The organism is Chryseobacterium sp. (genome assembly GCF_019236175.1).
Lineage (GTDB): Bacteria > Bacteroidota > Bacteroidia > Flavobacteriales > Weeksellaceae > Chryseobacterium.
Window position 1 is genome coordinate 173,677 of sequence record NZ_JAFAJM010000005.1, and the last position, 21,725, is coordinate 195,401.

A 21,725-nucleotide genomic window follows, 5' to 3' on the forward strand; every position below is an offset into this window, starting at 1 on the left:
CTATTATCTATCAGCATCCATGACCCTATACACTGCAATCCATAGAGGCAAAGTCTATAATGGTCACAAACCATTTCCCATCCATGTAGGTTATATAAAAAATAAAAGTTCCAGCAATACTGTTTACTGTTACTCTCCGACTTTTAAATTCAATCTTTTTAAATTCCTCCTTATTCTTTTCTAACTCGTTCTTTTTCTTTTGATCTAATTGTTCACCAATGATATCTTGAAAATTTTTGATAAAGAAGCTTACTGATTCGGAAAGCGTATGAAATTTATTTTCCGAAGTAATAAAAATTCCTTTTTTTGTAATTTTTTCACATTCAAAATAAGATTGTTCTGTAAACTCTATTTTATTTAAATTCAAATCTTTTGTTTTATATTCTTCTAAAAATGATTGATAAGAAGTTCCCACTGACTCTGCTATTTTATTCTCCAGACATTTTTTATCCAAACATACCTTTTGAACTTTAGACCAGCTATTGTTAGCTCCTATAGTTGTAATAAATACAAGACCAGTATTTTTATTTATTAACTGGTTAAATTTTTTTGAATCTTTTTGATTGTAGATTTCTACTACCTTTTTCACGAACTGCTCTATTTCTTTATTCTGCCCTTGTACAGAACCACAACCAAAGAAAAGAATGGATGTAAGAAATATTAATACGTTTTTCATATGCATTCATTTAATAGTGAAAAAATGGAATCTTTAACAACCTGACCTTCACCTGCCGTTTTTGACTGCATTTCTTCATGAGTAAAAATATTCTCTTTTTTCAAATTATATTTTTTCATCAGAGTAATAACGATACATTTCACAGATTTTATCTGTGCATCTGTCAATTCGTCCCAATAAATATCCTCATCTGCCCATTTCCCATTAATTTTCCGTTGCCCTTTGAATGATTTTGTTAATTTAATAGTAGTCGGATCTTTTACTTTAGTATCGTAAACCGTATACAGGTCCTTCCCTACTTTGTAGTAGGCCATTCCAACCACTTCTATTCCAATAGAATTTTCAGTTTGAATCTCCATATGGCTGGTTCTTGCGGTCTGGTTCATAATATGATTGGAATACTGATCCAGTTTAATCGGTTGGAATATTTCTCCATCTATCCCCCGAGCTCCTTCAACATAAAAGTGAGTACCTTTTGAATGTGCAATAGCGCCCGAAATTGTGGTTCCAATCATTCGATGTAGAACAATTGCTATAACTTTCTGAATTCCGCTATTCCCTTTCACCTTATTATCAGCTTTGGCATGAACAACATTGGGACCATTTAACACTGCATTGTCTATAGAATAAATACTGCATTCACAATATTTAATCTCAAACCATTTTCCGTTTTCATCAAGCCAGTAATTCATTTTGGAAGATTTTAAAGAGTCATTTTCGTGCCCTTTAGCATTCCTTCCCATATAAGTAATGCTTAAACCAGGATTGTGTTTATCAGCATCTACCAATAAACTGGTATACACTTTTTTATCTTTGGCTTTATTTATTTTATTTTTCCAGGCTTCAGTATCTTTCTTATCCAAAGAAGGCTGAAGCTTTATAAATCGCCCGCCCTTCTTTATCCACTATTGCAGACAGCAAACCCTGTGTATCTTTATCATCTTGAAGTAAATCTACGATGGAAAATTTTTCACCCCCCAAAACGCCATCACGATCGAGTAAATTCACTTCTATTTTTTTACCGGTTAACCCCATTGTCTTAACAACGAGATAGACCGTATCACCTACAGAACCTGAATTAATCTGAACATATTTATTTTCTTCAAATTTTGCAATATAGGCATCAAGCACCATGGCATTACCCATGCTCAGCGGTTCTCTTTTAATTTCGGACCAAGCCTCAAAGCTAACTCCTACCATATGTTTTTTGTGTTTTTTTATTATCAGATCTCGAAAAATTTTCTACATCAGTATATTATTCATAACGGTAAGTTTTGTTTTTTTTATATAAAACCCATAAAATGAGCTTCATAAATATTATTTTTCCTTCACAGAATATACAGGAGCTGATTTCAGCCATTGATATTTCAGGTTTTTATCTTTTGCAATAAAACGATAGCCGACTAAACTTTTCAGATAGACATACATTGAATCATTATTCTTCAGTTTTAATCTTTGGAGAGACAGGAACTGAAAAGGATATTCCAGAGCAGAATCCCGAACGGTCTTCAGCATTCTTCCCGATTTTACTTTATAGATGAAAAAGGGTCTTCCATGACCTTTTGAACTGTCAGCCAGCTTTACATCAGAGCTTGCAAGAACCAGCTCGCTGCCTTCAAAGCATTCTTCTTTATTCATGATATAAGCCTTCCCTTCCTGACGTTCATCTGCAAAGAGATCGTTTTTGTAATGGTCGGGGCGCTGATATTTTTTTTCACAGCTTACCAAAAATACCATCAACAGGATAGGAAGCCCAATGATCAGTTTTTTTTTCATATGAGTATTTATAGGTGTTGGTAGAAAAAAACCGATGCAATTTTTTACATCGGTTTTTTTATTATTTAAAATAAGTTTTTTACTCCTGAGTGTATTCTGCATCCCATTCGTTACCATCATCTCCTTTGTGTCCGTCCAGTTTAATTACGAAACTTTTTGTAGGGAAATAAGGGGTCATACGGATATCAAGCCATACTCTGTCTTTGTTTACTCTGTCCTGTTCAAAACGAACAATCTTGAATTTTTCGATTAATTTATCCGGTCCTTTGATATTATCCAGGAATGTTACAATCTGTCTTCTCAGATCATCTTCGTTTTTAGCATTCCAGTTTTCAAAAGCTCTTCTGTTCAGGAAGTCCAGTAATACTTTTGTCACATAATCGAATACACGAACTACTGAATACGTCTGAAGGCCTATATTATCTCCTGTAAACAATGTTTTGGCAGAGAATGCCATAATCTTTCCGTATTCATTAACCATAGGTACAAGACCCATTTTTTCCAATTGAGAAATTTCACTTTTCTTCAATTCGAATTTTACAGCATCTACTTCGTTGATATTACCGTGTTTTTTACCGGCAGCTACCTGAGACATCAATGTTTTATGAATTTTTCCGGCTAATGAAGTTGAAGGCGGAAGTTCTACGTTATCTTCTTCTCCTACTTCTTCAGCTTTTCCACGTCCTACCAACCAGTTACAGGTCATGATCACATTACTTCTGTGAAGTTCTCCTCCTGTAAGGTTTGCAGAATGGAATAAGTCTACTACATCATCCGGTTTATCAAGGTTGGCGAAGTCTGTAACCATCATTACTTTATTTTCATTACAGATTTTCGCCCATTTTTCGATCACTTTATTGGAGCCTAAATATCCTGGAATTGCAAGGATTGAATAGTTATCTCTAAGATCTAAACGGTCATAGTAATTTTTGAATTCTTCGGAAATAGCATCGATAAATAAAGGATTATCCAAATCGGAAACCTGTTCCAGACTTGCATTAACGATGCTTACATTATCCACTTTGTCCAATTCTGTATTTTTGTAGAATTGCGCTACAGTTCTGTAATTGGTTTCCAACAGACGAACTGAATCAAGTGTATTTTTCAGATTTGTTTTTAAATTCTGATCGGCTTGTTGTGCTTTATTTTTACACGTATCAGCCATTTTATCTGCAGATTCGTTTCCTTCTAAAAGATTAACCCAAAGGTTGATTTTTTGAAGAAGTTCTTTTCTTTCTTCTGCTTTATTACTGTCATTAAGGAAAATTTCCTTTCTTGCCTTTCTTGTAGGGTTCATATTGGCGATACCGTCCACAACGGATTCAACAAATCCAAAACCTCCCAGTTTATTAAGTTCCGCTAGCGGATTAGCCTTCGGTTGTCCTGAATGTTGTTGTTGACTCTGCTGCTGGCTTTCCTGCGCCTGTAATTTGCTATCCATGATTTAATGTAAAGTCTTTAATTATTTTTCAAGTTCTTGTGCCACTTCTTTCAATACATCTATGAACGCCGCTCTTGTCTGATCGTTCTCCAGCATATTGCGTAGAATTTTGTTTGTTTTCAGCTGACGTACAATTTTGTTGTACTGCTCCTGTTCCATGCTCAGTTGCTGCAGATAATCAGATTTTTGAGTAAGGCTTTTAGGAGTAAAGTCTCCAAGATTTTGAAAACGGAATTCTTCTTCCACTACGCTTCCGTCTTCTGTTTCATGTTGTACAGATACTGAAGGCTGGAAATGTTTGAAGACATCTTCCACGGTTTTTAATCCTGTTACAATTTCAGGGGTATAAGATTCTTCTGTGGTAAGCTGGCTTACTATCAGTGATTTATTTTCCTGGATTTCCTGTATAGCTTCATTAGCGTCTACTTTTACCTCGTTTCCGCCAACACCATAATTAAACATTGCCATATTATTATTATTTTGAGATTTACTATTTTGGTTTGGATCTGTCTTTGAGTAATTTACAGACGAATCAAATAAATTACCAATCCAATGTTTAAATTTAAAAAAAAACTGTAACATACAAAATTTTGTCAAGATTTTTCTTGAGTTATTTCAATTTACACTCAATTATTTTACATAAAATCACTATATTACGATATCACTAAGCTATGAAAAATAAATAAAAAACGCATCAAAAAATGATGCGTTTTTGTTTTCTAACAATTTTTGGTACTTGTTACCAAATTTTTATTCTGTCCTGAGGCGCTTTATACATTTTATCGCCAGGTTTGATATCAAATGCTTTGATGAATGCATCCTGATTTACCAACGGGCCGAATGCTCTGAATTCTCCGGGAGAGTGAGGATCTGTTTTTACCTGATTCGTAACATACTGATCGGTTGCTTTTGTTCTCCAGACTGTTGCCCAGCTCATAAAGAATCTCTGATCCTGAGTAAATCCGCTGATTTTCCCTGGATTTCCGTGATCTTTAAGGTACATCTGAAGAGCATCATAAGCTACTGCTACTCCACCAAGGTCACCGATATTTTCACCACTTGTAAATTTCCCGTTTACAAAGCTTCCTTTTACCGGCTCATAACCGCTGTACTGAGCAGCCAGCTGTCCTACTTTTGCATCAAAGTTTTTACGGTCGGCATCTGTCCACCAGTTGTTTAGGTTACCGTCTCCATCGAAACGGGAACCGCTATCATCAAATCCGTGAGAGATTTCGTGTCCGATTACGGCTCCGATACCCCCGAAATTTACAGCGGCATCAGCTTTAGGGTTATAGAAAGGAGGCTGAAGGATAGCTGCAGGGAATACGATTTCGTTGTTTGATCCGCTGTAGTAAGCATTTACGGTTTGTGGCGTCATTCCCCATTCTGTTTTATCAACCGGTTTTCCAACTTTATCCAGACTTCGCTGATATTGCCAAGCGGCAACATTCTGAAGGTTGGAATATAATGTAGCTCCCTGTTTTGGAGATTCTACCTGTAATTTAGTATAATCTTTCCATTTATCAGGATATGCAATCTTTACCGTAAACTTGGATAATTTTTCCTGAGCTTTTACTTTTGTTTCAGGAGACATCCAGTCCATATTGGCGATATGTGTTTTGAATGATTTTAAAATGTAGTCGATATAGGTTTCCATCTGCTGTTTTGCTTCCGGAGTAAAGTATTTCTCAACGTACAGTTTTCCGAAAGCTTCACCCAATACACTGTTGACAAGAGAAAGTCCTCTTTTGTTCATTGGACGCTGCTCTTTCTGACCTTGTAAGTATTTTGAATAGAAATCAAATCTGATTTGCTCCAGCTTATCATCCAGATTGCTTGCATTTCCGTTGATTAAATGATATTTCAAATAATCTTTTAACAGCGGAAGGTTCTTTTGGGTAATAAACTGATCCATATTCTGATAATACTTCAGTTCCCCGATGATTACCCTGTCTGTGTTTACCCCTGCCTCTTTAAGATATTTAGCAAGATCCACATTCTTTACCACACCTGATAATTCAGACACATTTTTAGGATTGTATCTTAAATTAACATCTCTGTTCTGCTCAAGTGTCAATAAATAATTAGCAAGCTGTTTTTCGAAATCAACAACATTTTGTCCTGCCTGGGCAGCATTTTTATATCCTAATACACCAAACAGTTTTCCAACATAGGTCTGATATTCTGCTAACGTTTTAGTATTAGCTTCATTTACTTTTTGATAATAATCTCTTCCTAAACCAAGATCAGGACCACCAAGATAAACAGCGTTCATCTTAGAATTTTTCATATCGGCACTTACTCTCCATCCATAGAAAGAATTATCACCAAGCCTTGTGGCCTCCAGAAGATATTTTTGAAGATCATTAAGATTTTTAATGGCATCAATCTTTGCCAGGTCACCTTTAATAGGTGCTAACCCTTCAGCATTTCTTTTAGAAGTATCCATAAAGGAAGCATACAGATTCTGAATTTTCTGACCTTCTGATCCTTCAGTATACTTTTCAGATAAGATTTTATTTAAGATATCCAAAGAAGCATCATCCACATTTTCTCTCAATGCATTAAAAGATCCCCAACTTGCTTTATCAGAAGGTATCTGAGTAGTTTTAACCCAATTCCCGTTTACGTAGCTAAAAAAGTCATCCTGCGGACGGACGTTTTTATCCATATAGGATAAATTAATCCCCTCCTCTTTCACTTCTTCTTTCACCGGCTTAGCAACAGCTGTTGTAGCTTCTGCTTTTGTCTCTGTCCCTGCAGTTTTTGCCGTACCACACGAATTTAGAAATACAATACCTGAAAAGGCAAGTATTCCAATATTTAGCTTTTTCATTAAAGATAATTTTTGATTTTACACAAACTTACCAAATATACAAACTTTAATGATAAGTGATGAAAGATAATTGGAAAATGATGGAAAGTTTTCAGTGTAGTGCAGGATGTGATGTACAGGTAAGGATGCAGGCACCGGCCTGTCGAATTTTTAATTACCATCCCTCCGGAGAAAGTGAATTAAGGGATAATTTCTATAAGCTATCTACTAACGATGAACTTCTATCTCCAGACATAATAAAAACAGAAAACCGCTCAATAGTGAGCGGTTTTTGTATATACATCACCAGATTCGGACTCTGTTTTCCGGTGCCTTATATAGTTTATCTCCTTGTTTCACATCGAACGCTTTGTAGAATGAATCAATATTGATCAATGGTGCAAAACTTCTTATATATCCCGGAGAATGTTTATCAATTTTTGTCTGAAGAATAAGATATTTATCACTTGCTTTCGTTTTCCAGGCTGTCGCCCAGCTCATAAAAAATCTCTGATTCTGAGTGAATCCGCTTATTTTCCCCGGATTTCCTTTATCCTTTAGGTACATCTGAAGTGCATCATACGCTACGGCTACCCCTCCTAAGTCACCTATATTTTCTCCGTTGGTATAACTTCCGTTGACGAAACTTCCTTTTACCGGCTCATATTGCGCATATTGAGAAGCAAGGGCTTTTGTTGCTTTTTCAAAATTAGCTTTATCTTCAGGAGCCCACCAGTCTACAAGGTTCCCTTCTCCATCAAACTGTGATCCCGAATCATCAAAGCCATGGCTTATTTCGTGTCCGATGATTCCGCCAATTGCTCCGAAATTCACTGCAGCATCCGCATCCGGCTTAAAGAATGGCGGCTGAAGTATGGCAGCGGGGAAAACGATTTCATTATTGACAGCTCTGTAATAAGCATTCACGGTCTGTGGCGTCATTCCCCATTCTGTTTTATCAACTGGCTGTCCCACCTTAGTCAGTCTTCTGGCATAACTCCATTCTGCAATATTCTGAAGATTATTGTATAAATTCCCGTTCTGGGTTTCAGGAATAATTTCCAATGCAGAATAATCTTTCCATTGATCGGGATAGGCCACTTTGACATTTAATTTATTCAGTTTCAGCATTGCCTTTTCTTTAGTAACAGGAGACATCCAGGTTAAATTACTGATATGAAGGGTAAAGCTTTTCTTCAGATAATCAATCAATTCTACCATTTGGGCTTTGGCATCCTGAGAAAAATATTTTTCAACATATAACCTTCCAAAAGCTTCTCCTATATTTCTATTGATCAGTTCAAGAGCTCTTTTATTGAGCGCTCTCTGTTGTTGCTGACCAAATAAATATTTTCCAAAAAAATCAAAATTAATCTGGTCCAGTTTTTCATTTAAATAAACAGCATTATTATTGATGAGATGAAATTTCAGATAATCTTTAATGACCGGAAGGTTTTCGCAATTTACCAGCTGATCCAAGTTTTTATAATACTCCAGTTCTCCGATAATAACTCTGTCTGTATGAACTCCGACCTGTTCGAGATAAAAAGGCAGATCAACATTTTTTACCAAAGCGGAAAGTTCTTCCATTGTTTTTGGATTATAACGTACTATATTATCTCGGCTCTGTTCGTTAGTCAGATAGGTTTTTGCAATATTTTTTTCGAAATCAACAATTCTTTTTGCCGCTTCATCAGCATTTTGATATCCCAGTTCTTGTAACATAGACGCTACATACTTCTGATACTCAGTCATAGCTTCTTTATTCTTATCATTTGCTTTCTGATAATAATCTCTTCCTAAAAGGCCTAAAGGCGGAATTCCCAAATAAACGGCATTCATTTTAGAATTTTTCTGATCTGCACTTACCGTCCATCCATAAAAGTGATTTCCGCCTTCTTTTGTTACAGAAATTAAATACGTTTGCAGATCCGCAAGGTTTTTAATCGCATCAATTTTGTTCAGGTTTTTCTGAATAGGTTTGATTCCTTCTGCATTTCTTTTCTGAATATTCATATAAGAAGCATACAGATCCTGGATCTTCTGCCCTTCACTACCTTTCATGAATTTATTTTTTAAAAGAGAACTCAGTATGGTGAGAGATTTATTATCCGTATCCTCAATTAGTCTGTCAAAACTTCCCCAAACCGGTTTATCGGAAGGGATTTCCGTTGTTTTCATCCAGTTTCCGTTGACATAGTTGTAGAAATCATCCTGTGGACGTACAGATGGATCTATTGAAGAAAGTTCTAGCCCTTTGTCTGAATGATCACCGATTATCTGGGCGGTTTCAGTCTGTGCATTCATTAGATTTTGAGTCGGTAATCCTGCTATTAAAAACAGAGATATTGTAAGCTTTTTCATTGTATCCGTTTTTATGATAGGTAGTATTTGATTTACAATTCGTTACACAGACAAGATAATTTCAGTCCCGGTTATGATGCTGGATTCGGATTAAAATCCAATCATTTGAAAAATAAAGAAAGCGGACTAAAGCCCGCTTCTATTGATTTTGTTTTGCCTTCTATCAGCCTATTGTCCATGAATAAAAAAACCGTTCATTACTGAACGGTTTATATCTATTACCAGATTTTAATTCTGTCTTCCGGAGTTTTATATAATTTATCTCCTTTTTTCACGTCGAATGCCTTATAGAATGCATCAACATTGATAAGCGGTCCAAAACTTCTGAAGTAACCCGGAGAATGCGGATCTGTCTTCACCTGATTGATCATATATTTTTCACTTGATAAAGTTCTCCAAACCGTAGCCCAGCTTAGGAAGAATCTCTGATCCTGAGTAAATCCACTGATTTTCCCAGGATTTCCTTTATCTTTTAAGTACATCTGAAGGGCATCATAAGCGATGTTTACGCCTCCTAAATCTGCGATATTCTCACCATTAGTGAAAGTACCGTTTACGAAAGTTCCTTTTACCGGCTCATATTTATCATATTGAGATGCAAGCGCTTTTGTTGCTTTTTCGAAGTTCGCTTTATCTTCCGGAGTCCACCAGTCTACCAGGTTACCATCTGCATCGAACTGTGCTCCTGAATCATCAAATCCGTGGCTCATTTCGTGACCGATAACAGCACCAATTCCACCGAAGTTTACCGCAGCATCAGCTTTAGGGTTAAAGAATGGGGGTTGAAGAATGGCTGCAGGGAAAACAATTTCGTTATTTACCGGGTTATAATAAGCATTCACAGTCTGTGGAGTCATTCCCCATTCTGTTTTATCAACCGGTTTTCCGATTTTAGCCAGATCTTTATTGTACTGCCACTCGGAAATATTCTGAAGGTTTGAATATAAGTTTCCACCTTTTGCTTCAGATACGATATTTAATTTAGAATAGTCTTTCCATTTGTCTGGATAAGCAACTTTTACAGTGAATTTATTCAATTTCTGAGTTGCTTTTTCTTTCGTTGTAGCAGACATCCACGCAAGGTTGTTGATGTGAACGGCAAAACTTTTTTTCAGATAATCGATCAATTCCACCATTTGAGCTTTCGCTTCAGCAGGGAAATATTTTTCAACATATAATTTTCCGAATGCTTCTCCGATATTTCTGTTAATCAATTCGAAACCTCTCTTGTTAAGTGCTCTCTGTTCCTGTTGTCCTCTTAAATATTTTCCGAAGAAAGCAAACTTCATATCTCCTAATTTTTCGCTTAGGTAAGAAGCACTGCCGTTGATCATATGGAATTTAAGATAATCTTTAATTACAGGAAGATTTTTAGCATTTACTAACTGATCGAAATTTTTATAGTAGCCTAATTCTCCGATAATTACTCTGTCCGTATTCACTCCAACTTTTTTAAGGTAAGCAGGAAGATCTACTCCTTTTACCAAAGCTGAAAGCTCTTTCATTGTCTGAGGATTATACTGAAGGGTATTATCACGGCTCTGCTCGTTAGTCAGATAAGTTTTTGCAATACTTTTTTCGTAATCAACGATCCCTTTTGCAGCAGCATCAGCATTCTTGTATCCCAGTTCTGTCAGCATTGAAGCTACATATTTCTGATATTCAGCAATAGCCTCAGTATTTTTTTCATTTACTTTCTGGTAATAATCTCTTCCCAAACCAAGAGATGCCTCTCCTAAGTAAACAGCGTTCATTTTAGAATCTTTTAAATCTGCGTATACTCCCCATCCGTAGAAGTTATTCTCACCTTCTTTCGTTACAGAAATCAGATAGTTCTGAAGATCAGCAAGATTTTTGATGGCATCTATTTTATTCAGATTTCCCTGAATAGGCTTGATCCCGTCTGCATTTCTCTTCTGCATATTCATGTATGTTGCATACAGATCCTGAATTTTTTTACCTTCACTTCCATCAGCAAATTTATCCTTCAACAGCGAATTTAAAATAGTCATGGAATTGTTATCCGTATCTTCCGCCAGTTTGTTGAAACTTCCCCAAGTTGGCTTATCAGAAGGGATCTTGGCTGTTTTCATCCAGGTTCCGCTTACGTAGTTATAAAAATCATCCTGTGGACGTACCGAAGTATCCATCAAACTAAGGTCTAAGCCTTTATCCGTATTGTCAACTGCTACTTTGGCAGTTTTAGCTTGTGCGCTCATCGTATTTTGAGTGCAGATCCCTGCTATTAAAAACAAAGAAAGCGTTAATTTTTTCATTATGATAACAATTTATATAATATGTATAATTTATTTACGATTTGTTACTTTTCAAGAAAACAAATTTAATTAAATATTAAGATGTTGTTATCTCTTTTACATTTCCTGTTCTTTTCAGGAATCCCCAGGACTGCATTTCGCCTTTCAATGCTTTTCTTAAACTTTTAAATAATACAATATACATCAGCCATCTATACCCGAATCTTTGCGGAATGATATACAACAGGTTGATCAATTTTTCCCGCTGCATAACGAAAGCTATTAATGCTAAAGAAGCATCCACGAAAAGAAATATCAGATAATAGGTAAATATTTTACTTCCGTTTCCGGATATAATTCCCAAGAACATCAGCACATCTGCCAAAGGTGAGAAAAACGGTATAATGTATTGGAAGAGTAAAATATTCGGCATTGCCCAAAGTCCCAATCCTTTATATTTGGGGTTAAGGAAAGTCTGTTTTTGTTTCCAGAACATTTGCATAATTCCATAGGTCCAGCGGAAACGCTGCTTTAAAAACTGTTTTACGGTTTCCGGAGCTTCTGTAACAGCAACGGCCTTATTTTCATTAGCAACGGTATATCCCTCTCTCAGGATCTTCACTGTAATATCACAATCTTCAGCTAAGGTATCGGAAGAATAGCCACCTGCTTCAAGAATCACAGATCTTCTGAATGCCCCGATAGCACCGGGAATCACTGTAATTGCATTAATATTGGCATAAGCCAGCCTGTCAAAATTCTGACTTGTCGTATATTCTATCGCCTGCCATTTTGTAAGCCAGTTTACGGTATTTCCAACCTTCACGTTTCCGGCTACTGCAGCAATTTTCTCTTCAGGACCTGCATTTAAAAATCTTGCGACAAGATATTTTACGGCATCTTGCTGTAATTTGGTATCGGCATCAATACATACCACATATTCTGCATCTGTTTGTGAAATCCCAAAGTTCAGTGCCGTTGCCTTTCCTCCATTCGTTTTTGTGAAAATTTTCAGGTTCGGATGATCCGGAAATGCAGTTTTTGCCTTTTCATATGTGGAGTCCTTACTTCCGTCATCCACCATAATAATGTTAAAATTCGGATACGTTTGTTTCAATAAATTATTCAGAGAAGAAACGATATTCACTTCTTCGTTATAAGCGGGAACAATTATAGACACTTTCGGATAGGATTCCAGTATCGGGAATTCACCCAGTTTTTTCTCTTTCTTTTTTTCTTTAAAAGCCCAATAAGTCATCAGAATCAGTCTTATCAACCCTAAAACAATAAAAATAGTAAACAGTGCCACCAGGAAATGGCTTACCCCGTAGATTACCGTAGCCAATACCAGATTAAGCTGCATTACATAATATGATTTTGTCTTAGGAATTTCCGGCATCAGTTCATTTTTACTTTTATGAAGAATACTGGTAAGGTTTGTGAAATGATATCCTTGTTTCTGTAGCATTGGAATTAATATTTTCAATGCTTTCACCGTTTCTTCTCTCGTATCTCCTCCGGCATCGTGAAGCAGAATGATATTTCCTCTCTGCTGTTTGATTCCGGCAAGTACACGTTTTACAATTTCATCAGCTTTTATTCCCGGCTGCCAGTCTTCAGGGTCAATATTTTCTCCAATATCCAGATAGTTTTGCTGTCTTGCCAATGCTACCGGAATAATTTCCTCGGAGGTTGTAGGCTCAGAGTCGGCATTATAGGGTGCCCGGAACAGAATAGTGCTGTGTCCCGTGATACACTCGATTAGTAATCTGGTAAGTTTTAGTTCCAGTAAAGCTCTTTGCGGGCTTACTTTAGCAACGTTTTCATGGGTAAAAGTATGGTTCCCTATTTCATGACCTTCACGATAAATTCTTTTTACCAGCGGAAGATTTTTTTCTGCATTCAGACCTACGAGGAAAAAAGCTGCCGGTACGTGATATTTGGACAATACATCCAATACCTGAGGAGTATAAGTCTCGTCCGGACCGTCATCAAATGTAAGTACCAATTCTTTCTGAGGAGCACTTCCATATTTTTTCACCTCATATGAACTCGGATAAGTAATATAATTTTCGTCTGTAATGATTTTCTCTTTGGGATCAATTTCCAGAGCTATTTTTCCATCATGCGGAGTATTCAATACATCCAACACCTCTCCATCTCCGATATAATCTACCATAGTCTGCCCTTTCACGTTTTCCAGCGATTTCAGATTAAGCTTTGAAAGTCCGGCAAATGTAAGATCTTTATCATAGAAATTCCAGACTCTGCTGTCTTCACTTCCCAGTCTCCAAAGCGCAGTTCCGGCCAGCGGATATTCGGATGAAAAACGCATGGTATTAAAAATAGAAGCTGCATCATTGAAAAACACTGTATGAGTGAAGTTTTTGGAATCTGTATAAGAATAGTTCAGGTTAAAGGTATTGTCATTAAAGTCAATGACAGCCTTACTTGCACTGGCTTTTGTAATGGCCTGCATATAGGTAACTGAAGTATTATCGTCTTTATTGGAACTCCAGTCATATCCGTATGCTCCTAACCCGAGAATAATTTTATGGGGGGAGGTCTGTTTCACTATTTTACCGGTTTGAGCTTCTATCCATTTTTGTGAAGAAACCGGACCGGCGTCACTGCTGGGAGAATATTCATCATAAGCCATCAGTACAAAATAGTCTACATAAGGATCCAGCCTTGGGATATTATAATCATCATTATCTGTCATAATATCCATAGTCACCAACAGCTGATTCTGTTTGAATGTTTCTGAAAGCTCTTTCATAAAGGCAATCAGGTTAACATCAGAATCCAGGTTCATATCCTCAAAGTCAATATTAATTCCTTTGAAGTGATATTTTTTACACTGTTGGGTAATCTTCTGGATCAGGTCGGTTCTTTTCTTTGGATCATTAAGTACTTTCACCAGTCCTTCAGAACGGAATTCTCTGTCAGAGTTATTACTCAGCATCGGCATTGCGGCAACGCCTGTTCTTTTGATTACTTTATAACCTTCGGGGTCTACATTGGTTTTCAGATCTCCTGTTTTAGGATCAATAAAAAACCATTCCGGGAAAACAAGGTTTACGTGTCTGACATTTCGTTTCAGAGACATCAGAGACTGCGGATCCCAGGCTACATAAAATGCAGAGCGGATTCCTCCCGGAAATTGCGCCCAGTTTCTGTTTTGATTTTTTAATCTTTCGGCTCTTGCTTTTTCAATCTTGGAAAGACTGGTATGCATTGTTTTTTCAGAAATAAAGTTTCTGAATCCTTTATACTCTTTAGATATTTTATTCTCCTGAAGATAAGGTTTATTAGCAGTAATCACTGCTTTATAGTCTTCCTTAAAAGGAATTTTCGGACTTCTGTCCAGGGTCATCATCAGCCCTAAAGCAAGAAGAAGCAAAGCCGCAATAAAGATAAAAAAACGGCTGCTCCACTGTACACTTTTCCAACGTTTCTTGCTGTTGGTCTGAAAAATCTGTTTGGAATTTTCCACTATTTTAAAATTTTAAGGAATGGTTTTCAAAAAGTGTGAAAAACTGAATTAAAATTAATTAAAAAAAAATTAAAAAGGAAGTCTTCACTCTTAAATGTTAATCAGGAGGCCTACAAGGTCCTGAATGACCTTCTGAGAAACAAAATTCATAAAATCCAGTCTGTCCAGATGAGGCATATATAATTTTGACGTTACTTCCCTGTCATCAATTCTAATGGTATAAAAAACAGTTCCTACGTCTTTACCGTCTTCGCCTTTTCCGGGGCCTGCCACACCTGTTGTAGAAAGAGAAATATTCGTTTCAAACAATTGCTGGCATCCTTTAGCCATTTCCTGTGCTACCTGCTCACTCACTACGGTAAACTGATTAACGGTTTCAGGGGAGACATTTAAAATTTTAATCTTTTTTTCGGTAGCATAAGCTACCATCCCTCCCAGGTAATATTTTGAACTTCCTGAAACTGAGGTAATCATTTTTGCCAGTTCCCCACCGGTACAACTTTCAGCGGTGGAAATGCTAAGATTTCTTTCAGTAAGGATTTCGGCCAGGATTTGTTCTATTTTATCTTCAGATATGGCAATGACGTTATTTTTTATCAAAGGGAGCAGCTTTTGAATTTCAACTTCCGTTTCCTGTTTTAAAATCTCTTCATGATCACCTGATGCTGTTAATCTGAGTTTTACCCTTGTTCCGACAGGAAGATAGGATAAGGCCATATTCTCCGGAAGAGCCAGTTCCCAGTCTTCAATAGTATCAGCAAGGATACTTTCGGGTATCCCAACTACAGAAACGATTCTCGTATGAATATAGTTAAGACTGTATTTTTCCTGTAAATACGGAACAATCTGATCTTTTATCAGCGGTTTCACTTCATAAGGAACTCCCGGAAGACTAAAAGAGATTTTTCCGTTCTGCTCCATCATCATACAGGGTGCTGTTCCGAAATGATTTTGAAAAACCACTGATTGGGTAGGAACAAAGGCCTGCTCTTTATTTCTTTCCAAAATTTCCAGACGTCCCCTCTTCTCCATATAGGTTTTCAAATGGTTAAAAGTAGTCTCATCCAAAGCAATTTCATCATTAAAAAATTCAGCCAGTGCTTTTTTAGTCTTGTCATCTCTTGTAGGTCCTAAACCGCCGGTGGTAATAATTAAATCACCCAATTCGAAAGCATCGCTTAAGGTGTTTTTAATCGTTTCAATTTCATCTGAAATTGTAAATATCTGAGAAACTTTAATGCCTATATTCTTCAGTTCGGAGGCAATAAAATTAGAATTGGTGTCTACTGTATTTCCAGACAGGATTTCGTCACCAATACTAATCAGAACAGCTTTTTCCATAGATCAATTTATTGAAAAAAATTCTCTGCAAATGACGGGAAAATCTATGGCTGTCACAACATAAAATGATTTTTTCTATTTTTGGCAAAAATTGTTTAAAACTATAATTTATTATTATGTCTAAATATGATGATGCTTCTTGGCATTATGGGGGTGATTTTCCTGAGGGACTTCCTGAGAAAAACGGAGCAACGCATACGGGAATGTTCCTGAACTGGTGCATTCAAAACAACCTGATTTCTGATGAGCTGAGAGAGGATGCTGCAGAAGAGATTGAAAAACTGAAAAGAAGAGAAATTACCGGTGCCGAATTTATCATGGATGCTTGTGACGGAAAATTTTCAGAATATGATCTGAATGAACTGGGGAATCTTTTTGCAAAAGATTATTATGCTGATGACACCGATTTCGGAAACAGATTCAGTTCATTCGCAGATGACTATGTTAATCTTTTTGATACCAAAGCAGAGGAAAACGACTATGAATACGAAACATTCTATCATATTGAGGATACTTACGAGAACTACGACCTTATGAAACAGGTTATTGATCATCGTTTTGAAGAATGGAAAGAATATGTGAACAGTTAGAAAACTAAGAAGGCTAAGAAAATAGATTTACTACTCTCTTGGCCTTTTGTCTTATTGATTATGTTTCACCCAGATCAGCTCATCTGTGGTATAGCCAATTTTCTTTGCCTTCTGGATGAATCGTTGTCTGATGCTTTCAGGAATAGTAGTTGTTCGCGACAAAATCCATACATATTTCAGGCTGCTTCCTGCAACAAGTGCATATTGGTAGTCTTCATCCATATCAATCACATTATACCCTGCCCAAAATGGTTTAAAAAAGGCGACTTTAAGTCTTGCTTCTGTTTTATTTTTTACAAATTTTGCTTCTCCTATGGATTCTTCCCACACTTTTTTGAGATAATTATATCCTTTATTTTTCACCTTGATTGTTCCGTCAGGATTTTCTGAATATTCAGCGGTCACATTATCCAGATTTTTCTCAAACCTGTAGTCGAAGCGGGCTATTTCATACCATCTTCCCAGGTATTTTTTAGCATCAAAATCTTTTACTGCTGTTGCACCTTTGGGAATCCTTACAGAACATGAATTAAAAATAAGAAGACCTATTGCTCCTAATGAGACGGGAAGTATAATTTTGTGAATCGTTTTCATATGTAGATATTTATTATTTTTTAAATCATATGGAATCGCATCACCTTCATAAGTATTTGTGTATGCCAATCATGGCGATTTCATAACAAAGATTTTGTGTGGTTGTTGTAAAAGCGTCAAAAATAATGCCTTTGCGCTGTTAAGGAACGATAAATTCTACGAAAAAACTTTCAGAAAATGATCTTTAAAACTGCCGGAAACCTCTATTTCCGTATCGTCAGAAAGCATTACAGTCCCGCTTTTGTGATAGGATTTCACAAAGGTGGTATTGATGATATGAGAGCGATGAACTCTCACAAAGGGATTCTCCAGTAAATCATCAAAATGCTTCAGAAACCGGCACACCATTTTTTTTGAACCGTCTGTAAGATATACCTGAGTAAAATTTCCATCAGCCTGAAGCCTTATGATATCTTCGGTCTTTACCACATCAAATCCCTGTAAAGTCGGCAGGATGAGCTGTTGTTTTTCCGGTTTTAGCTTTAAGTTTTCCAACAGAATTTTATTCCTGTTGAGTTCTTCTTTCTTTTCAAGGCTTTCAGCGACTTTATTGACTGCAAGAATAAGCTCCTGAATATCGATGGGTTTTAAAATATAATAGCTTGCCGACTTATTTAAGGCCTGTAAAGAATATTGTGAAAACGCAGTAATAAAGATGGTTTCATAAGAGAATTCTCTAGTAGCTTCTAATACATCAAAAGCATTTCCGAAAGGCATTTCTACATCCAGAAAAACAAGCTGCGGCTGTACCTCAGCAATCAGAGGAACGGCTTCCTTGATATTTTCGGCCTCTCCCAGAAGTTCAACCTGAGGACAGTATTTGGTAATATAGCTTCTCAGAACCTCTCTTGCGATGATTTCATCGTCTACGATGACGGCTTTTATTTTCATTGACAGATCATAATTGTGAATTACAAATTAGCAATATTTATGCTAATCTTCCTATGGAGGATACTTATGATGCTGTGCTTTATATTTTTTTCCATTTCCAGGCATACCAGACAATCAGTATTGTGATAATACATTCTACAGCAGCCAGAAAAACATAAAATAAATACCATTCTGAAAAGGAGGAGACACCGATAAGCAGCATCACTAAAGTAAAAAAGATTCCGAAGACCATATTAAGTATCCTGTTGATCACCGGCTTTAAAATCAGAGAAAGAAATACCATAACAGCGGGAATAGCCAAAACCACCGAAGCTGTTAATAACTTTAAAGGCGAATCTAAGAGATTGCTTTGATTAACAAGATCCTGTGCTTTTCCCGGGGTATACAGCTCGAAATAATCGCCATATAAATAACATAATGTAACAGACGTCCAGAGACCGGCAAGTATGATTTTTATATTGACCGGTGTATTTTCAAGCTGAGAAAGATTATTCATGGTAACGGTATATAATTGATTAATAATTTTTAGTATCAGCAGAATAAGACACTCATATTCATCATTTGTTACATTTAAAAACAAAAAATATTTTTATCATCAACCTTACAAATTAGTATTTATTACCAAATAACCTCAATTTTTCATTATAATTTACACTATACTCATTTGCAGAACTACCAAAACTCCGGTTTTATTTTTCTTGTCCTTTACAGTACATGAAATTTCTTTCTTATACAGATCATTCAACAGGTGAATCCTTTCCAGGGTATTTTTCATTCCACGTCCTTCTCTAGCCTTTTGATGCTGAGTTTTCTGTTTTTTACTTTCGTCAATCCCGATCCCGTTATCTTCAATCGTAATTTTCAGATATTGTCCGGTCTTTTCAAAGCTCAGTTTCAAAAACCCTTTTTCAGCCCTGTAACGCAGTCCGTGCCAAATGGCATTTTCCAGAAACGGCTGTATAAGCATTCCGGGAACCTGAAGACTTTGGAGATTAAGACTTTCATCTCCTTCAATTTCATAATCAAATTTATCTGCAAAACGTGTTTTTTCGAGAGCAAGATAATTCTGAAGAAGATCCAGTTCCTGCTGAAAGGGAATAAAATCTTCAGTAGAATTTTCCATCACCCCGCGCATCAGCTTGGAAAACCTGGTGAGATACTGATTGGCTTCCAGTTCGTTATTGGTTGCTATAAAATGATTGACACTATTCAGACTATTAAAAATAAAATGGGGATTCATTTCTCTTCTCAGCGACTGAAGGGCAATTTTTTTATTCCTGATCTGCACTTTTTTCAGGGTTCTGAAAATAAAGATAACCAGACCCGTCAACAAAATCAAAGCTGCTATTAAACTATAATTGAAGATATTTTTCTTACGAATAAGTTCATCTTTCAATCCTTTTTCTTTTTCAAGCTGTGAAATTCTCTGTTCTGTATCTTCAAGAATTTTATTATCTACCAGGCTTCTGTCTTTGGAAACCAAATCCGGCAGTCTTCCTAAAAAATCTCTGTATAACTGAACCGAAGCACTGGTATTTCCGGATATAGCATACAGACTATCCAGCTTCTTCACACTTTTCTGGGCTTCCAGTGTATGGCCTTTATCCAAAGCAATTCCATAAGCATTCTTCAGGAGTGTAACAGCTTCATCAGTATCATTCTTTTTGATATAAATATCTGCCAGTTCCTGAATCTGATTGACTTTTTCCTGAGAATTATCTTTTACAAAATCTTCCTTTAAAACCTTCTTTTTAGCTTCAATAGCTTTATCAAAGTTCTTATTTTCAACATAGAAATCTGCCAGTTTCTGGTTAATAGCCAAAGCCTGTTGTGGAGCTTCTTTTTTTGAAATTTTATAAGCCGTATTCAGATTCTCTTCCGCTTTATAAATATCTTTCTGCTGCATATTCACTTCTGCCAACTGGCTGTAACCTGCCGCTACATCAGCCTGATCATTTTCTTTTTTACTGATATTGATATTGTTCTGAATAGCTTCCGCTTTCTGCTCAGGGCTGGGAGAAGACAGCCTTGCCACATCATTGGAATTGACGGCTCTGCTTTTTTCACTGTAACTCATTTGTGCTGCCATGCTATAATTGTTGATGGCAGGAGTTATTTTATTTTGTTTTTCCTGTGACTGGGCCAGTTTCCGGGTAACGGATTCAAGATTTTTTTTATCGTTCAGATTCTGATATATATTTTTTGCTTTAATCAGATATTCTTCACTTTTGGCATAATTACCCTGGTTAAAATAATCACTGGCCATTCCAACATAGGCGTCTGCAACTCCTTTATTATCATTTTTATCTACCGCTTTCTTTAATTTCGCGGCAGACTTAAGTACCTGAGAAACCCGTGTTGTATCCTGCGCTGTAACAGGAATTCCCACTGCGAATATTAAAATGAATGCTATTTTAAAAATTAATTTCACCGATTTCAGATCTTTAATGCAAAGTAAGTAAAACTTTATCTATCCTCTCCTATCCTCTACCAAGTCAAAACCGTATTTCACCAAGCGACCTGCTCTCTCTTTATGATGAAGTTAAACAGAGGATCATCTATCATATACAGTATATTAAGTGATACAGAAAATCGGTTAAAGCAAGATCAGTCATTAAGTTTTGACTCATTCAGTATCCTCATATCTTCTCTATTTTTTTAAGCGGTCTTTACGATCCGGCTTGCTTTTTTATCCGTTTCACCAAGTGAAAGTTTCATTTCACCAAGTCTTCCCATTTCCGGCTAAGGTTCTGACTAATTTTACCTCAGAATTTAAAATTAAAAACAGAAAATTATGAAATTGAAACATTTTTTATTAATCGGAATTTTAACTTTTGGAAGCTTTGTTAATGCTCAGGAAGTAAAGAAAAATGCAATTGAAGTAACAGGTGTTGCTGAAATGGAAGTAGAACCGGATGAAATCATCTTCAGCATCGGAATCAAAGCGGATAACAAAAATGATCTTGCAGACAATGAAAAGAAGCTGTTTGAAACTTTAAAAAGCTCGGGAATAAAGAACGAAGATATTAAGTTCAAATCGATGTATCAGAACATCTATTCTAAAACAGCCAAGTTTACGAAGAATTATCAGTTTAAAGTCGGTACAAAATCAAATATCAGTAAGATTTTTGAGGACCTGAATCAGAAATGGGTAAGCAGCCTGAACATTGCTGAAGTAAAAAACACCAAAATTGCAGACTTCAGAAAAACGGTAAAGATCAATGCTTTAAAAGCGGCAAAAGAAAAAGCAGATTACCTGCTGGAAAGTATGGGTAAAAAGACAGGAAATGCCATTGAAATCGTGGAAATTGAAGACTATACCAGCGATACTGTACTTCCGGTAGCCTATAAAAGCAGAATAAACAGTGTACAGATGGAAATGGCTGATGCTTCAGTAGATTATTCGTTTGACAATATTGAAAACATCAAGTTAAAATACAGTATCAAAACCAGATACGAAATCCTTTAAAATAACAGATTTAAGAG

17 protein-coding genes are annotated in these 21,725 nt (G+C 36.3%); 2 read left to right on the forward strand and 15 right to left on the reverse strand.

Annotation, left to right across the window (positions count from 1 at the left end):
• Positions 1 to 25: 25 nt before the first annotated feature.
• From JO178_RS04995 to JO178_RS05045, 11 genes are all read right to left on the reverse strand, one after another.
• Entirely contained in the window at positions 26 to 676 is a 651-nt protein-coding gene (locus JO178_RS04995; protein ID WP_291932593.1) for a hypothetical protein, read from the reverse strand.
• A complete protein-coding gene (locus JO178_RS05000; RefSeq protein WP_291932596.1) occupies positions 673 to 1,539 on the reverse strand; it encodes an N-acetylmuramoyl-L-alanine amidase in 867 nt (288 codons plus the stop codon). Before JO178_RS05000 ends, JO178_RS04995 begins: the two co-directional genes overlap by 4 nt.
• Positions 1,532 to 1,876: a hypothetical protein gene (locus JO178_RS05005; RefSeq protein ID WP_291932600.1), complete on the reverse strand. Its 345-nt coding sequence runs from the start codon at positions 1,874 to 1,876 to the stop codon at positions 1,532 to 1,534. The genes JO178_RS05000 and JO178_RS05005 overlap by 8 nt, the downstream gene beginning before the upstream one ends.
• A 117-nt stretch (positions 1,877 to 1,993) precedes the next feature.
• Entirely contained in the window at positions 1,994 to 2,452 is a 459-nt protein-coding gene (locus tag JO178_RS05010; RefSeq protein ID WP_291932602.1) for a hypothetical protein, read from the reverse strand.
• A 79-nt stretch (positions 2,453 to 2,531) separates the two neighbouring features.
• Complete coding sequence (locus JO178_RS05015) at positions 2,532 to 3,893, reverse strand: DUF5458 family protein (RefSeq protein WP_291932606.1); 1,362 nt, start codon at positions 3,891 to 3,893, stop codon at positions 2,532 to 2,534.
• Positions 3,894 to 3,914: 21 nt separating this feature from the next.
• Positions 3,915 to 4,361, reverse strand: a complete 447-nt coding sequence (locus JO178_RS05020) for a type VI secretion system contractile sheath small subunit (RefSeq protein WP_291932610.1) — start codon at positions 4,359 to 4,361, stop codon at positions 3,915 to 3,917.
• Positions 4,362 to 4,632: 271 nt separating this feature from the next.
• Complete coding sequence (locus tag JO178_RS05025; RefSeq protein ID WP_291932613.1) at positions 4,633 to 6,729, reverse strand: M13 family metallopeptidase; 2,097 nt, start codon at positions 6,727 to 6,729, stop codon at positions 4,633 to 4,635.
• A gap of 282 nt (positions 6,730 to 7,011) precedes the next feature.
• Complete coding sequence (locus JO178_RS05030; protein WP_291932616.1) at positions 7,012 to 9,072, reverse strand: M13 family metallopeptidase; 2,061 nt, start codon at positions 9,070 to 9,072, stop codon at positions 7,012 to 7,014.
• Between the two features lie 218 nt (positions 9,073 to 9,290).
• Positions 9,291 to 11,348 carry a M13 family metallopeptidase gene (locus JO178_RS05035; RefSeq protein WP_291932621.1) on the reverse strand — a complete coding sequence of 686 codons (2,058 nt, stop codon included), beginning with the start codon at positions 11,346 to 11,348 and terminating at the stop codon, positions 9,291 to 9,293.
• Positions 11,349 to 11,424: 76 nt separating this feature from the next.
• On the reverse strand, positions 11,425 to 14,823 hold the full coding sequence (locus tag JO178_RS05040) for a polysaccharide deacetylase family protein (RefSeq protein WP_291932624.1): 3,399 nt from the start codon (positions 14,821 to 14,823) through the stop codon (positions 11,425 to 11,427).
• A 90-nt stretch (positions 14,824 to 14,913) separates the two neighbouring features.
• Positions 14,914 to 16,164 (reverse strand): CinA family nicotinamide mononucleotide deamidase-related protein, encoded by a 1,251-nt coding sequence (locus JO178_RS05045; RefSeq protein ID WP_291932628.1) that lies wholly within the window; start codon positions 16,162 to 16,164, stop codon positions 14,914 to 14,916.
• 116 nt (positions 16,165 to 16,280) lie between these two features.
• Between JO178_RS05045 and JO178_RS05050 the strand changes: the two genes are divergently transcribed.
• Complete coding sequence (locus JO178_RS05050; RefSeq protein WP_291932631.1) at positions 16,281 to 16,754, forward strand: hypothetical protein; 474 nt, start codon at positions 16,281 to 16,283, stop codon at positions 16,752 to 16,754.
• Between the two features lie 51 nt (positions 16,755 to 16,805).
• Here the strand turns inward: JO178_RS05050 and JO178_RS05055 are convergent, their stop codons facing one another.
• The 4 genes from JO178_RS05055 to JO178_RS05070 all read right to left on the reverse strand — a co-directional run bounded on the left by JO178_RS05055 (position 16,806) and on the right by JO178_RS05070 (position 20,670).
• Positions 16,806 to 17,348 carry a lipocalin family protein gene (locus tag JO178_RS05055; RefSeq protein ID WP_291932633.1) on the reverse strand — a complete coding sequence of 181 codons (543 nt, stop codon included), beginning with the start codon at positions 17,346 to 17,348 and terminating at the stop codon, positions 16,806 to 16,808.
• 156 nt (positions 17,349 to 17,504) lie between these two features.
• Positions 17,505 to 18,239, reverse strand: a complete 735-nt coding sequence (locus JO178_RS05060) for a LytTR family DNA-binding domain-containing protein (RefSeq protein WP_291932635.1) — start codon at positions 18,237 to 18,239, stop codon at positions 17,505 to 17,507.
• Positions 18,240 to 18,318: 79 nt separating this feature from the next.
• Entirely contained in the window at positions 18,319 to 18,735 is a 417-nt protein-coding gene (locus JO178_RS05065) for a DUF6326 family protein (RefSeq protein WP_291932638.1), read from the reverse strand.
• A gap of 153 nt (positions 18,736 to 18,888) precedes the next feature.
• A complete protein-coding gene (locus tag JO178_RS05070; protein ID WP_291932641.1) occupies positions 18,889 to 20,670 on the reverse strand; it encodes a histidine kinase in 1,782 nt (593 codons plus the stop codon).
• A 363-nt stretch (positions 20,671 to 21,033) separates the two neighbouring features.
• Here JO178_RS05070 and JO178_RS05075 point away from each other — a divergent pair, with 363 nt between their 5' ends.
• Positions 21,034 to 21,708, forward strand: a complete 675-nt coding sequence (locus tag JO178_RS05075; protein WP_291932644.1) for an SIMPL domain-containing protein — start codon at positions 21,034 to 21,036, stop codon at positions 21,706 to 21,708.
• Positions 21,709 to 21,725: the final 17 nt, after the last annotated feature.

What these genes read in the sequence shown, in the direction of transcription:
- JO178_RS05045 (WP_291932628.1), bottom strand. Translation starts at nt 16,164, where the DNA reads ATGGAAAAAGCTGTTCTGATTAGTATTGGTGACGAAATCCTGTCTGGA.
- JO178_RS05060 (WP_291932635.1), bottom strand. Translation starts at nt 18,239, where the DNA reads ATGAAAATAAAAGCCGTCATCGTAGACGATGAAATCATCGCAAGAGAG.
- JO178_RS05020 (WP_291932610.1), bottom strand. Translation starts at nt 4,361, where the DNA reads ATGGCAATGTTTAATTATGGTGTTGGCGGAAACGAGGTAAAAGTAGAC.
- JO178_RS05025 (WP_291932613.1), bottom strand. Translation starts at nt 6,729, where the DNA reads ATGAAAAAGCTAAATATTGGAATACTTGCCTTTTCAGGTATTGTATTT.
- JO178_RS05010 (WP_291932602.1), bottom strand. Translation starts at nt 2,452, where the DNA reads ATGAAAAAAAAACTGATCATTGGGCTTCCTATCCTGTTGATGGTATTT.
- JO178_RS05065 (WP_291932638.1), bottom strand. Translation starts at nt 18,735, where the DNA reads ATGAATAATCTTTCTCAGCTTGAAAATACACCGGTCAATATAAAAATC.
- JO178_RS05075 (WP_291932644.1), top strand. Translation starts at nt 21,034, where the DNA reads ATGAAATTGAAACATTTTTTATTAATCGGAATTTTAACTTTTGGAAGC.
- JO178_RS05030 (WP_291932616.1), bottom strand. Translation starts at nt 9,072, where the DNA reads ATGAAAAAGCTTACAATATCTCTGTTTTTAATAGCAGGATTACCGACT.
- JO178_RS05005 (WP_291932600.1), bottom strand. Translation starts at nt 1,876, where the DNA reads ATGGTAGGAGTTAGCTTTGAGGCTTGGTCCGAAATTAAAAGAGAACCG.
- JO178_RS05015 (WP_291932606.1), bottom strand. Translation starts at nt 3,893, where the DNA reads ATGGATAGCAAATTACAGGCGCAGGAAAGCCAGCAGCAGAGTCAACAA.
- JO178_RS05035 (WP_291932621.1), bottom strand. Translation starts at nt 11,348, where the DNA reads ATGAAAAAATTAACGCTTTCTTTGTTTTTAATAGCAGGGATCTGCACT.
- JO178_RS05050 (WP_291932631.1), top strand. Translation starts at nt 16,281, where the DNA reads ATGTCTAAATATGATGATGCTTCTTGGCATTATGGGGGTGATTTTCCT.
- JO178_RS05055 (WP_291932633.1), bottom strand. Translation starts at nt 17,348, where the DNA reads ATGAAAACGATTCACAAAATTATACTTCCCGTCTCATTAGGAGCAATA.
- JO178_RS04995 (WP_291932593.1), bottom strand. Translation starts at nt 676, where the DNA reads ATGAAAAACGTATTAATATTTCTTACATCCATTCTTTTCTTTGGTTGT.